Raw genomic sequence first — 12553 nt, 5'->3', positions numbered from 1 at the left:
CGTGGGCACGACGCGAGAGGAGGGACCATGCGAGCAATCGTGACGCGAGGACTGTGGACAGGCGCCGCGCTGACGGCGGCGACCGCGACGGCCATGATGAGCTCATCGACGATCGAGCGGGGCGCGCCGTGGGCGGGGCTCAACGCGATGGCGACGGCGGCCCTGCCGACGCGGCGGGTCGGCCTCCGGTTCCAGGGCGACGCCACGCCCCTCGGGTTCCTGCTGCTCACCGGCGGCCTGCTCGGCTGGGGCCTCGCGTACCAAGGGGTGCTCGCGCGGGCCCGTCCCGAGCGGCCCGGAGGCGTGCTCCTCGCCAGCGCGCTCTCGGCCCTCGGCGGATATGCCTTCGACGCGCTGGTGATGCCCGCGCGGCTCGTCCCGAACTTCCGCCGCGCGATGGGCACGGCCGGCACGCTCACCAAGTACCTCGCCCTCGGAGTTGCGAGCTTCTTCGCGGCGCGCCCCGCGCGGCATCGGAGGCTCGCGGGCCGGAAGATCGCCGTGCTCACGGCGGACGGGTTCGAACAGGTCGAGCTCTTCACGCCGGCACGGGCGATCGGCGCCGAGGGCGGCCTGGTCGAGGTGCTGTCGCTCCGGCCCGGGAAGATCGTGGGGATGAACGTCGACGTGCCAGGGCGGCGGGTGCGCGTGCAGCGGACGATCCGGGAGGCGGACCCGGCCGAGTACGACGCGCTCTTCGTGCCGGGCGGCTTCATCGCGCCGGATTTCCTGCGGCAGAGCCAGGAGGTGCGGGAGTTCGTCCGGGCCTTCGACGCGGCGGGCAAGCCCATCGGCGCGATCTGCCACGGGGCGTGGGTGCTCGCGTCGGCGGGGATTCTCCGCGGGCGGCACATCACGTCGTGGCCCGGGATCCGGGACGATCTGGTGAACGCGGGGGCGACCTGGCGCGACGAGGCGGTCGTGCGGGACGGCAACATCATTTCGAGCCGCGGGCCGCAGGATCTGCCGGTGTTCACGAGCGCGCTCGTGGACTTCTTCACCGGGACGAAGCCGACACCCGAGCGGCCGTGGGCGCCGGCCGCGTCATCGCCGCAGCGGAGCGCGCCGCCGGCAATGGCCCTCGCCGGCGCGGCGCACCTGCCGAAGGTGGCCAAGGCGCGCAGCGTCCTCGGCCTGACCGCGGCGTTTGCCGTGGGTCTCGCGGCCCTACCCGTGCTCCGCGCGCTCACGGCCTTCACGAGCCGGCGCTGGTAGGCTGCCGAGGAGCGCCTCCGCGGCCGGTCGTACCACCTCGTCGAGCGCGCGTGCCATCGAGGCCCGCAGCACCGCCGCATCCGGACGCCCGTGCGCTTCGAGCGCGCCCGCTCCGCCCGCTTGCACCTCGAACGAGGCTCCCGCGGCGAGCGCCTGCGCGAAGGCCGCCCGCACGGCCCGCGCGACGGCCGCATCTCCGCTCCCGATCGCCCACGCCACGGCGCGCCAGGCGAGCTCCGCGTGCCGCGCCTCGTCCTCGGCGATGGCGGCGAGCGCCTCCCGCACGGCCGGATCCGTCGCCCGCGCGGCTTGCTCGGCCGCGACCAGGCTGGCGAGCGTCTCGCCGATGCAGCCTTCACGCACGGCGCGCGCCGCCACGTCCGCGAGGTCCGCGCTCACGGAGAGGTTGCCCCCGACGAACGGGAACGCGCCCGGCCCGAGGGGCTCTCCGGCGTAGGCCGAGGCCAGGGCGAAGGCGAGGCGCGCGTGCCGGACCTCGTCGAGCGCGGCCTCGTGCGCGCGCGCCACGAGGTTTGCCGGCGCCCCCACGGCGAGCAGCTCCAGCGCGAACCGGCCGAACGAGGCGATCGACGCATGTTCGAGCAGGCCGTCGCGGGTCCAGGCGGCGGCGAGGAGGGCGCGCTCGTCGGGGGACAAACCGGCGAGATCGGGCGCGGGGAGGGCGCTTTCCATCCAGGTCGAAAGGCCTCGCGCGCGCGACGCCATGCGGGCGCGGCCTTCCTCGATGAAGGGCCGACCGGCGGCGCCGCAGACTTCGTACGTCACCTCGTAGCAGCACTGGCCGTCATCGAAGGCCCCCTCGGTGTTCACCACGATGCTGCAGAACCCCGGGGCGTTGTCGTTCTCCACGTACATGAGCGCGTCTTCCTTCGGCGGGCACGGGGGCACCATCGAGCCGCCCGCGCCGCCTGCGCCGCCGCTCCCGCCTGCGCCGCCTGCACCGCCGCTCCCCCCTGCGCCGCCGCTGCCTTCATGGGGCCAGGCGAAGCACTCCGTGACCGTGTCGAAAGACCCTTGGCCTCCAGACCCACCGAGGCCGCCGGCGCCTCCCTGGCCTCCCTGACCTCCCGGACCCTGCGGATCGACGTCGCTGCTGCAACCCGGGGCGGCCGCCGCGCCGATCCCTGCGAGCGCCACGCCGAGCAATTGCGCCGCGAGCCGGCGCCGGAAATGGAAAGACCGATCCATGACTCCTCCTTCCGCGCGCCGATACGGACGCGACTCGGGCTGGATATCACGCGTTTCGAATTGCACCGATACGTCAAATCTGCGAGACACGATCGCAGTCATGCGATGCTTCTTCGTCGCCCGCACGACGGCCCTCCTCGTGCTCGCCGCTGCATCCGTCCTCGGCTGCGGCTCGCTGCCGGACGCCGCGGTGGCCGTGCTCGACGGGGCCGATTCGTTCCAGGTCCTCGCCCTCGATCCCGACCACGGGGAAGAACCGCCGCCGGGCGTGGAGAGCTTCCACGGATATCAAGTCCTCGCGAAGGGCGACGTCACCGATCCGAAGGCGCGCGAGCGGATCGTCGGCATCGTGAATGCCGGCGTGCGCAAGGGCGGCACACAGGCAAAATGCTTCAACCCTCGCCACGGCGTGCATGCCGTGCGCGATGGCCACTCCGTCGACCTCGTGATCTGTTACGAGTGCTCCGCGCTCGAGGTCGTGGAGGACGGTCGCTCCACGACGCTCCCCACGGGCGACGTCCAGGCAGACCTCGACGAAGCCTTCCGCGCCGCAGGCATCGCCCGCCCGGCCGGTCGCTGAACACGGGCCGTCTCCCGTTGCCGCTTGACAGGGCTCGGTCGTTTGTGACAAGTGAAAGTCACTTTCAATTTCTGGAGTACCGAAACATGACCAAGCCTACGATACGAATCTTGCAGTCCGTGGCCCTCGCGAGCGCGGTGGCCGGGCTGCTCACCGGATGCGGGTCGGATCCCGTGACGAGCGGCACGAAGCCCCTCTCCGAGGACGCGCCGCCCGTCATCGCGGCGTACGCGAACCTCGTGCATGGCTCGTACGTCGAAGCCATCGACGAGACCTCGTCGCTCAACGCCTCGCTCGCGCAGTTCGTGGCGGAGCCCTCGGAGGCGAGGTTCAAGGCCGCGCGCGAGGCGTGGCTCCTCGCGCGTGATCCCTACGGCCTGACCGAGGCCTTCCGCTTCTACGGCGGCCCCATCGACGACGACGACGGTCCCGAGGGCCAGATCAATGCCTGGCCGATGGACGAAGCGCACGTCGATTACGTGGCGGGCGATCCGAATGCGGGCATCATCAACGACCCGGCGAAGTACCCGACGATCGACGAGGCCACGATCGCCTCGCTGAACGAGAATCCCGGCGAGAAGGACATCTCGACCGGCTACCACGCCATCGAGTTCCTGCTCTGGGGGCAGGACACGAATGCCGACGGCCCCGGACAACGGCCGTACACCGATTACGTGCTCGACATGGGCACGGCCGCGAACCAGGACCGGCGCGGGCAGTACCTCCTCGCAGCAGGAAAACTCGTGCTCGAGGACCTGAGCTCGGTCATGGCGGAGTGGACGCCGGAAGGCGGAGCTTATCGGGCGTCGTTCGTCGCGCTCCCGCCCGAGGAGGCGCTGCGCCGCATCCTGCTCGGCATCGGCAGCCTGAGCGGCGCCGAGCTCGCCGGCGAGCGTATGCAGGTCGCGTACGACACGAAGGAGCAGGAGGACGAGCACTCCTGTTTCAGCGACAACACGCACAAGGATCTGCTGAACAACGCGCTCGGCATTCAGAACGTCTACCTCGGCCGCCGCGGCCAGGTCGACCTGCCCGGGATCGACGATCTCGTGCGCGAGCGTGATCCGGCGCTCGACACGCGCCTCCAGGCCGAAATGGAGGAGAGCATCGAAGCGATCAAGGCCATTGGAGAGCCCTTCGATCAGGCGATCCTCGGCGACGACACGGCGCCCGGCCGGCAGAAGGTGAAGAAGGCGATCGAAGCGCTCCGCAAGCAGACGGCGACGATCGTCGAGGTCGCGACGCTGCTCGGCATCAAGCTCAACATCGAGGAGTGATCGCCATGCGATGGCTCGTGTTTCCTGTCGTCTTCGTGGTCGTCGGTTGCGGCGCGGAGGCTCCTCCCGACGAGACCGGCCCCTCGGCCGAGCCGGGCGAGGAGCTCTCCGGCGGCGAGACCACGGTCCACGACACCTCGAAGAACGCCTACTCGCTCTCGGCCCGCAACATGACGTCCGAGCGGCGCAGCGCGTTCTTCGTGGGAAACTCGTTTTTCAAGGAAAACTGGGTCATCGCTCCCTCCTCCACCGAGGGGCGGGACGGGCTCGGGCCGCTCTTCAATGCGCGCTCGTGCTCGTCCTGCCACCTCCTCGACGGCCGCGGCAGCCCGCCGGACGATCCGGCCGAGCCCCTCGTCTCGGTCCTGCTCCGGCTCAGCATCCCCGGCACGGACGCGCAGGGCGGCCCCGCTCCCGAGCCCACCTATGGCGGCCAGCTCCAGCCGCGCGCGATCCCGGGCGTCCTCCCCGAGGGCGACGCGTTCGTCGCGTATGAAGAAATGCCCGGCTCGTTCCCGGACGGCGAGACGTATAGCCTGCGCAAGCCCATTTACACGATCGCCGCCGCGCGCGGCGACATGCAGCCGGACACGAGGGTCTCGCCGCGCGTCGCGCCCGTGATGATCGGCCTCGGCTTGCTCGAAGCCGTCTCCGAGGAGGACATCCTCCGGGCCGAAGATCCGGACGACGCCGACGGCGACGGCATTTCGGGCCGGGCGAACCACGTGTGGGACGTCGTGCGCGGCGCCACCGCGCTCGGTCGATTCGGCTGGAAGTCGAACCAGCCGACGCTCCTGCAGCAGACGGCGGGCGCGTTCCACGGCGACATCGGCATCACCACGTCGCTCTTCATGACCGAGGACTGCACCGACGCCCAGGCCGATTGCAAGGCTGCCCCGACCGGCGGCGCCCCCGAGGCGAGCGAAAAGATCCTCGCGGATGTCGCGTTTTATTCGACGACCCTCGCCGTGCCCGCGCGCCGCGACGTCTCCGATCCCGTGGTCCTCACCGGCAAGCGGCATTTCCTGGATCTCGGCTGCGGCAAATGCCACACGCCCGTGTTTCACACCGGGACCTTCGACGGCTACCCCGAGCTCTCGGGCCAGACGATTCGCCCCTTCACCGACCTCCTCCTGCACGACATGGGCGAGGCGCTCGCGGACGACCGGCCCGACTTCAAGGCGGACGGGCGCGAGTGGCGCACGGCGCCGCTCTGGGGGATCGGCCTCTTGCGGGTCGTCAATGGCCACGAAAATCTGCTACATGATGGCCGCGCGCGCGGCTTCGTCGAGGCCGTGCTCTGGCACGGCGGCGAGGCCGAAGGCTCCCGCGAGGCGTTCCGCGCCCTGCCGGCCGAGGATCGCCGCGCGCTCGTTCGGTTCCTGGAGTCGTTATGAGCTTGTCCCCGCCCGCCTTTCCTTCCCGGTCCGTCCTTGGCCTCACCGTCACGCTCGCCCTCGCGGCCGCCTCGTGCGGGACGCCGACGGCTGACGACACGGCGCAACGCGCGGTGATGAACGACCTCGCCCACGAGGTGATGCTGCCGATCTACGACGAGCTCGAACAAGGGGCGCTCCCGCTGCCGCCCGCCGTCGCGGCGTTCTGCGACGGGCCGACGGAGGCGACGCTCACGGCTGCGCAGGCGGCGTGGCGCGCTGCGCGCGTCCCGTGGAAACATGCCGAGGCATTCCGGTTCGGCCCCGTCGAGGACCTCCGCATCGGTAGCGCCATCGACTTCTGGCCCGCGCGCACCGACTCCATCGAGTCCGCGATCACCGCCGCGCCCGAGCCCGTCACGACCGCGCACATCGCCTCGCTCGGCGTGAGCACGAAGGGCTTGCCCGCGCTCGAATTCCTGCTCTTTGATCCGGCGGGCGGCAATGCCGCGGTCCTCGCGTCCCTCGGGGGCGCAGATGCGGCGGGGAAAAAGCGTTGCGCCTATGCGCGCGCGCTCGCCGACGCGATCGCCGCGGACACGACGACAGCGCAGGAGGCGTGGAGCCTCGAAGGCGGCGCGTTCGTGAATCAGGTCGCGAAGGCTGGCTCGGGCAGCACGTTGTTCCTGACGGGGCAAGACGGCATTGCGCGGGTCGTCAACCTGCTCATCGCCGCCATGATCGCGGTGAGCGAAAACCGGGTCTCGCGCCCGCTCGGCATCGTGAGTGGCACCGGCCCGGATCCCACGCTCGTCGAATCGCGCTTCAGCGACGACTCGATCGAAGACTTGTTCGGCACGCTCCGCGGCGTCGAGGACGTCTACCTCGGCCGCCACGGCGATCGCAGCGGACGTGGCATCTCGGAGCTCGTCGCCGCGCGCAGCCCTGCCATCGATTCCTCCGTCAAGAAGGCCTTCACGGACGCGATGGCCGCGACCTCGGCGGTCCCGGCGCCCCTGCGCACCGCGATCACGGACCATCCCGCGGCCGTCACCAAGGCGCAGGACGCATTGCGCGTCGTGCGGCGCCTCCTCTCCACCGACGTTGCCAGCGTCCTCGGTGTCGCCGTCACCTTGAGCGACAATGACGGCGACTGACGGCGCGCCGCGGGAGAGCCTCGTCGAGAGGCTCTTCCGCCCCGTCGACATCGCGTCCCTCGCCGCGTTCCGTATTCTCTTCGGCGCGCTCATGCTCGTGAGCATCGTCCGGTTCTGGGCGAACGGCTGGATCCGCGACTTTTACATCACCCCCCCGTTCCACTTTCATTATTTCGGTTTCTCGTGGGTCTCGCCCTGGCCGAGCGCGGGCATGTACGCCCATTTCGTGGTCCTCGGCCTCGCGAGCGCCCTCGTCATGGTCGGGCTCTTCTACCGCGCCGCGGCGGCCGTCCTGTTCGTCGCGTTCACGTACGTCGAGCTCCTGGAGAAGGCGACCTACCTCAATCACTACTACCTCATCAGCCTCCTCTCCTTTTTGATGATCTTCCTGCCGCTCCACCGGGCGGCGTCGATCGATGCGTGGCGAAACCCCGCGCTCGCGAGCCCAACGGCGCCGGCCTGGGTGCTCGCGCTTTTGCGTTTCCAGATCGGGGCCGTGTACGTCTTCGCGGGGATCGCGAAGCTCGGGCCGGATTGGCTCCTGCGCGGCGAACCGCTCGGCATCTGGCTCTCGGCGCACACGGACATCCCGCTCGTCGGCCCCTTCCTCGCCGAGCGCTGGGTCGCGCGCGCCGCGAGCTTCGCGGGCGCCGCGTTCGACCTCACCGTCGTGTTTTTCCTCCTGCGCGACCGCACCCGACGCTTCGCGTATGCCGCGGTGCTCGGGTTTCATTTCGTGACGGGCATGCTCTTCCCGATCGGCGTCTTCCCGTGGATCATGTCCGCGTCCGCGCTGATCTTCTTCCCGCCGAGCTGGCCGCGCCCGCTCCTCGCGCGTTTCTCGCGCCGCTTTGCCCGTTTGATCCCCGCGGAGCTCACCGCCACGCCGCCCCCGCGGCCGCTCGGGACGCGGCGGCGCATCGGGATCGCCCTCGTCGCGGCGCACGTCATCGTGCAGATCGCGCTCCCGCTCCGCCATTTCCTTTACCCTGGGAACACGGCGTGGACCGAGGAGGGGTTTCGGTTTGCCTGGAGGGTCATGCTCGTGGAGAAGCTCGGCTTCGTCGAGCTCCGCGTGCACGAGCACGCGACGGGCCGGACGATCCACGCCGATCCTTCTCGATGGCTCACGCCGCTCCAGACGAAGATGATGGCGCAGGCCCCGGACATGATCCTCGAATTCGCGCACCACGTCGCCGACGACTATACGCGCCGGGGCAAACACGTCGCCGTCTACGCCGACGCGTGGGTAACCATGAATGGCCGGCCGAGCCGGCGGATCATCGACCCGAACGTGGATCTCACGACCGTCCGGGATTCCTTGCTCCCCAAACCCTGGATCCTCCCGCTCGACGACAACGCCGCGCCGAGCGCCACCGCCTCCTCGCAGCATTGATCTGGTGATGCAGCCTCGGTCCGGCGTACCCTCGCGCCGATGCCGCGCCTCCCACTCGCCCTCGCCCTCGTCCTCGCCTCGTGTGGCGCTCCGGCGGCGCCCCCCGCGGCCCTGCCTGCATCCCCTGCGGCTTCCGCGCCTCCGCCGCCCGCACCTCCGCCCGTGCAGCCGGCGTGCGCCATCGCGGCCGGCCTCCCGCCGCTCCTCCCGCCGCGCCTCGACCTCCGCGCGCCCGAGCCTTCGCGGGAAAACCTCCGCGCGTGGGTCCATCTCCTCGCCGATCCCGCCCTCCACGGCCGCGCCGCCGGCTCAGCCGACAACCGCCGCGTCGCCGATCTGCTCGCCCGCGCCTTCCTCTCGTTCGGTTTTTCCCCGCCCGAGGGCCACGACCCTTGTGTCCCCTTCGAGCGCGACGGCGTCCGTGATCAGAACGTCATCGTCCACCTCCGTGGAAAAGCCCGCCCCGACGGCCCCGTCGTCCTCGTCGGTGCCCATTACGACGCGCAGGGCGAGCGCGGCGGCGAGGTCTATCCCGGCGCCGACGACAATGCCTCCGGCATCGCCGCCTTGCTCGAAATCGCGCGGGTCCACGCCCTCCGCGGATCCGACCTCGACCTCGTCGTCGTCGCCTTTGGCGCCGAGGAGAGCGGCGTGCTCGGGGCCGAGGCCTTCGTCGAGGCGCCCACGGTCCCGCTCGCGCGGCTCGCGCTCATGGTGAACCTCGACATGGTGGGCAGGCCCTTGCTCGACGGATCACCGCTCCGGCTCGTCGTCCCCCGCGCGTCCGAGGCGCTCGGGTTCGTCGTCGGCACGCGGGACGGTGCAAAGACACGCGCGCTCCTCGATCGCGCCGCCGCGCGCGAGGACCGGCCCCTCTTTGGCATCCCCGAGGCCGCGTTTCGGCGCCTCGGATACGCCTCCGACAGCGTCCCGTTTGGCCCGCACGCGCCCACGATCTTCCTCTCCGACGCCGCGCTCGCCGATTACCATCAGCCCACGGACACGCCCGACCAGATCGATCTCGACCAGATCGGGCGCGCCGCGCGCCTCACGCTCACCCTCCTCGACGAAGTGCAAAAGGAGCGGCGGGAATAACGTTCCGCTCGCTCACCAGGCGAGGGCGACGCGCACCCGCGCGCTGCTCCCGTCTTCCGTGCAGACGAACGCGCCGCGGCCGAGGGCTTTTTCGATACACGCAGAGAGCTCGCGATCGCCCGTCCCGGCGACGACCTTGCCCAGGGCGGGCACGCCGTCCTCGCGGATGTCGAGATCCGCCACGATCACGCTGCCGGCAGGGGCCGCGCAACGCGCGAGCGGCGCGGCGAGCGAATCGACGTTGTCGATCACGAGCCGCTTGACGGCCGTGTATCGCTTCTTCCCGTCGACCACCTGCTCGATCGAATGCCAATCGTCCTCGACGTGGATGTTCGTGCTCGCCTCGATCACGCGCACCTCCGGCCGCGGCTTTCCGGGGAGATCCGGGGCCTCGTACCGCACGCGGATCGTACGCCGCCCGGGCCGCTTGCCCATCGCCGTCGAGCCGACCAGCGCCTGGCACACGCACGCCTCACGCGCGCCCTCGCGTCCATCCCGAACGTCGAGGTTTTCCTGTTCGCAATACCGCCCGCCCGCGTCGCCCTGCACGAGGAAATCGCGGCGCACGTCGTCGTCATTCGAAAAACACGCGACGAGGCTGCCCGCGCGGTCCTTCCAGTCCACCGAGCCGGCATCACACTGGCCAAAAGGCTTGTCCTCGCAGATCGTGATGGGTCCTTCGCGGAGCGCGGTTGTCTCGTCCCCCCGCGCCATGAAGCCGCCGACCGCGCCTGCGCTTTCTTTCCGGACCAGCGACGCGAACGCCGCGCGATACCGATCCACGAGCCCGAGCTGCCGATTCCAGGGCCCTTCGAACGTCACGCCGGGGGCGTCGAAGCGCGAGCCGAGGTTGATCCAGAGCACCTCGCCGTGTTCCCTGCCGACGCCTACGATATGCATCACGTCGGTCGTCAACCAGCCCTCGTCATGGGCGCGCCGCGACAGGGGTTCGCCCTCGTAGGCGCATCGGTGCCCCGTTTTGGGGGAGACGCGCTGCAATTTCGGATCGGTCATCGCCGGCGCGAGAATGAGGTAATCCGGCGCGAGCCGGGCGAGGTGCGCCGCGAGCTCGGCGCGCAGGGCCGCGCGCTCGGCGCGGAAGAGCTTGTCATCCTCGAAGGGGAGCACGGCGACCTTGGGCCGATGGGCCTCGGGCGTCGGCTGCGCGGCGCCCTGTGCCGGCGGAGGCGGCTGCGGCGCGGCCGCGAACTGCGGATCCGAGACGACGGTCGCTTGAAGCGGCGATTGAGCGATGCAGGAGGCACTGAAAAGCGCACTCCCGAGGGTCAGGAGAGCGAGGCGCGGAGCGGCGGGGAGTTGCATGGGAAAACGTTTCAATCGAGCGTGATCGTGAGGGTCTGCCCGATGACGTGACACTCGTCGGACGTCACGGTGACGTTCGCGGTCTTCGTCGCCATGTCGCGGGTCGCGGTAATGACGAAGTTGCCCGCCTCCTCCACGCCACAATCGTAGCTGTTCTCCACCACCTGCTCGCAGGCCTTCGACGGTCCGCCATTCACCGTATACGTGAGGTCCGCATCGGTGACGGCCGCGCCGGTGGCATCGACGACGTCGACGGTCACGGAAATGGCCGCGATCGTGGTACAGGCGACCTCGTCGGAGCTGGAGCTACAAGCCACGAGCGGGATCAGGCAAAACGAGACGAGGGACGCGAGGAGGAGGCGCATGCCCGACGGCTTTACCGAGCGCTCGCCGGTCGGGGCAAATTCTCGGTAGAGACCAGCTTTCTCCGTTGGCACCTGATTTGCTCCGTCGCGCCGTCGAGCTTTCCCCCCTGGCGACGACGAGAGGTGCCTTGTGCGCAAGACGACGACGACTGGCTTGATCACCTTGATCTGCATGGCTGCCCTTGCCGCCTGCGAGGGCCCCGCCGCCGAGACGCCCGATCCCATCGATCCCCCGCCGACGACCGACGACGACGGCCTCGATCTCCCCGCGACCCCGTACAACTACGCCGCGATCGAGCTCCCCGCGCATTTCCAGGGCCCGCTCGCGCAGGACCAGGACAACACACCCGCGAACAACCCCATCACGAACGACGGCGCGACGCTCGGCCGCGTGCTCTTCTACGACACGGCCCTCTCAAAAAACGGCGCCGTCGCCTGCGCCTCCTGCCACAAGCAGAAGGACGCCTTCTCCGACACGGCGCGTCTGAGCCTCGGCTTCGAAGGCGGCGAGACCGGGCGCAACTCGATGAGCGTCGTCGACGCCCGCTTCTACCGCAACGGCCGCTTCTTCTGGGACGAGCGCGCAGCCACACTCGAAGATCAAGTCCTCCGCCCAATCCAGGATCCCGTCGAGATGGGCCTCACCCTCGACGAGCTCGTCACGAACGTCTCAGCGCAGACCTACTACCCAAAGCTCTTCGAACAAGCCTTCGGCGACCCCACGATCACCTCGGACCGCATCTCCCGCGCCCTCGCGCAGTTCGTCCGCTCGATCGTCTCCTACCGCTCCCGCTTCGACGAGGGCATCGAAGCCGTAGGCGGCGACATCCAGGCAAACTTCCCCACCTTCACGCCCGAGGAGAACGCAGGCAAAGCCCTCTTCCTCGGCCCCGCGGGCGGCTGCGCAGCCTGCCACCTCGACGAGGGCCCGCCCCACCCGCCGCCGCGCCGAAACAACGCGTTCTTTTACATCGCCATCCCCACGAACAACGGCCTCGACGCCACGACCGACGGCGACGACAACGGCCTCGGCGAGATCACCGGCAACCCACAAGACAACGGCCGCTTCAAGTCCCCCTCGCTCCGCAACGTGGCACTCACCGGCCCCTACATGCACGACGGCCGCTTCGAAACCCTCGACCAGGTCGTCGAGCATTACAACGCCGGCGTGAAGCCCCACCCGAACCTCGACCCACGCCTGCGCATCCAAGGCTCAACCGAGCCGCGCAAGCTAAACCTCACGCCCGACCAAAAAGCCTCACTCGTCGCATTCCTGAAGACACTCACCGACGAGAAGCTACTCGCCGATCCGATGTACGCAGACCCCTTCGAGAAGGCCGCGCCCTGAGCCCGATGGCAAGCCGCCGCGCCGGGGCGCCGCCCCGGACCCCGCGGGGGGCTGTCCGCCCCCTCGACCCCGGACCAGCGAGGCGCCTGAGCATTGGTCCCATCTCCCATCGGTACATTCGCCCCCTCTGACGACATTTAGAGGGGGAGATGTTGGATGCAAAGACGGCCTCGTCGGCGGAAGCGTGGGCGGAGGAGGAGTTTGGGCATGCG

At 70.0% G+C, this 12553-nt stretch carries 11 protein-coding genes; 8 read left to right on the top strand and 3 right to left on the bottom strand.

Translation table 11 applies throughout. The features are described 5' to 3' along the window. Positions 1-27: 27 nt before the first annotated feature. Positions 28-1215, top strand: a complete 1188-nt coding sequence (locus QHF89_RS39400) for a type 1 glutamine amidotransferase domain-containing protein (protein WP_284721519.1) — start codon at positions 28-30, stop codon at positions 1213-1215. On the opposite strand, the gene QHF89_RS39395 is transcribed toward QHF89_RS39400, so the two are convergent. After that, a complete protein-coding gene (locus QHF89_RS39395; protein WP_284721518.1) occupies positions 1168-2424 on the bottom strand; it encodes a ferritin-like domain-containing protein in 1257 nt (418 codons plus the stop codon). The two genes, QHF89_RS39400 and QHF89_RS39395, sit on opposite strands and share 48 nt — an antisense overlap. A 100-nt stretch (positions 2425-2524) precedes the next feature. On the opposite strand from QHF89_RS39395, the gene QHF89_RS39390 reads away from it, so the two are divergent. The 6 genes from QHF89_RS39390 (at position 2525) to QHF89_RS39365 (ending at position 9305) form a co-directional block, all read left to right on the top strand. Beyond that, the gene (locus tag QHF89_RS39390) at positions 2525-3004 is read left to right on the top strand and encodes a hypothetical protein (protein WP_136970003.1); all 480 of its coding nucleotides are present in this window, start codon (positions 2525-2527) and stop codon (positions 3002-3004) included. An 86-nt stretch (positions 3005-3090) separates the two neighbouring features. After that, the gene (locus tag QHF89_RS39385) at positions 3091-4281 is read left to right on the top strand and encodes an imelysin family protein (protein ID WP_284721517.1); all 1191 of its coding nucleotides are present in this window, start codon (positions 3091-3093) and stop codon (positions 4279-4281) included. A 5-nt stretch (positions 4282-4286) separates the two neighbouring features. Continuing rightward, complete coding sequence (locus QHF89_RS39380) at positions 4287-5678, top strand: di-heme oxidoreductase family protein (protein WP_136970004.1); 1392 nt, start codon at positions 4287-4289, stop codon at positions 5676-5678. Continuing rightward, positions 5675-6814, top strand: coding sequence for an imelysin family protein (locus QHF89_RS39375; protein ID WP_136970005.1), 1140 nt, complete (start codon positions 5675-5677; stop codon positions 6812-6814). Before QHF89_RS39380 ends, QHF89_RS39375 begins: the two co-directional genes overlap by 4 nt. Next, positions 6801-8210, top strand: coding sequence for an HTTM domain-containing protein (locus QHF89_RS39370; RefSeq protein ID WP_136970006.1), 1410 nt, complete (start codon positions 6801-6803; stop codon positions 8208-8210). Before QHF89_RS39375 ends, QHF89_RS39370 begins: the two co-directional genes overlap by 14 nt. Positions 8211-8249: 39 nt before the next feature. Beyond that, the gene (locus QHF89_RS39365; RefSeq protein ID WP_136970007.1) at positions 8250-9305 is read left to right on the top strand and encodes a M28 family metallopeptidase; all 1056 of its coding nucleotides are present in this window, start codon (positions 8250-8252) and stop codon (positions 9303-9305) included. Between the two features lie 12 nt (positions 9306-9317). On the opposite strand, the gene QHF89_RS39360 is transcribed toward QHF89_RS39365, so the two are convergent. Together QHF89_RS39360 and QHF89_RS39355 are read right to left on the bottom strand one after the other, a co-directional pair. Beyond that, entirely contained in the window at positions 9318-10628 is a 1311-nt protein-coding gene (locus tag QHF89_RS39360; RefSeq protein ID WP_136970008.1) for a hypothetical protein, read from the bottom strand. A gap of 11 nt (positions 10629-10639) precedes the next feature. Continuing rightward, positions 10640-10993 (bottom strand): hypothetical protein, encoded by a 354-nt coding sequence (locus QHF89_RS39355; RefSeq protein WP_136935220.1) that lies wholly within the window; start codon positions 10991-10993, stop codon positions 10640-10642. Positions 10994-11123: 130 nt separating this feature from the next. On the opposite strand from QHF89_RS39355, the gene QHF89_RS39350 reads away from it, so the two are divergent. Beyond that, a complete protein-coding gene (locus tag QHF89_RS39350; protein WP_284721516.1) occupies positions 11124-12341 on the top strand; it encodes a cytochrome-c peroxidase in 1218 nt (405 codons plus the stop codon). Positions 12342-12553: the final 212 nt, after the last annotated feature.

It is taken from the genome of Polyangium sorediatum (genome assembly GCF_029946465.1).
Taxonomy (GTDB): domain Bacteria; phylum Myxococcota_A; class Polyangia; order Polyangiales; family Polyangiaceae; genus Polyangium; species Polyangium fumosum.
This window is presented reverse-complemented; position numbering and strand designations above follow the sequence as displayed.

What these genes read in the sequence shown, in the direction of transcription:
- QHF89_RS39385 (WP_284721517.1), top strand. Translation starts at nt 3,091, where the DNA reads ATGACCAAGCCTACGATACGAATCTTGCAGTCCGTGGCCCTCGCGAGC.
- QHF89_RS39395 (WP_284721518.1), bottom strand. Translation starts at nt 2,424, where the DNA reads ATGGATCGGTCTTTCCATTTCCGGCGCCGGCTCGCGGCGCAATTGCTC.
- QHF89_RS39355 (WP_136935220.1), bottom strand. Translation starts at nt 10,993, where the DNA reads ATGCGCCTCCTCCTCGCGTCCCTCGTCTCGTTTTGCCTGATCCCGCTC.
- QHF89_RS39390 (WP_136970003.1), top strand. Translation starts at nt 2,525, where the DNA reads ATGCGATGCTTCTTCGTCGCCCGCACGACGGCCCTCCTCGTGCTCGCC.
- QHF89_RS39360 (WP_136970008.1), bottom strand. Translation starts at nt 10,628, where the DNA reads ATGCAACTCCCCGCCGCTCCGCGCCTCGCTCTCCTGACCCTCGGGAGT.
- QHF89_RS39375 (WP_136970005.1), top strand. Translation starts at nt 5,675, where the DNA reads ATGAGCTTGTCCCCGCCCGCCTTTCCTTCCCGGTCCGTCCTTGGCCTC.
- QHF89_RS39380 (WP_136970004.1), top strand. Translation starts at nt 4,287, where the DNA reads ATGCGATGGCTCGTGTTTCCTGTCGTCTTCGTGGTCGTCGGTTGCGGC.
- QHF89_RS39365 (WP_136970007.1), top strand. Translation starts at nt 8,250, where the DNA reads ATGCCGCGCCTCCCACTCGCCCTCGCCCTCGTCCTCGCCTCGTGTGGC.
- QHF89_RS39370 (WP_136970006.1), top strand. Translation starts at nt 6,801, where the DNA reads ATGACGGCGACTGACGGCGCGCCGCGGGAGAGCCTCGTCGAGAGGCTC.
- QHF89_RS39400 (WP_284721519.1), top strand. Translation starts at nt 28, where the DNA reads ATGCGAGCAATCGTGACGCGAGGACTGTGGACAGGCGCCGCGCTGACG.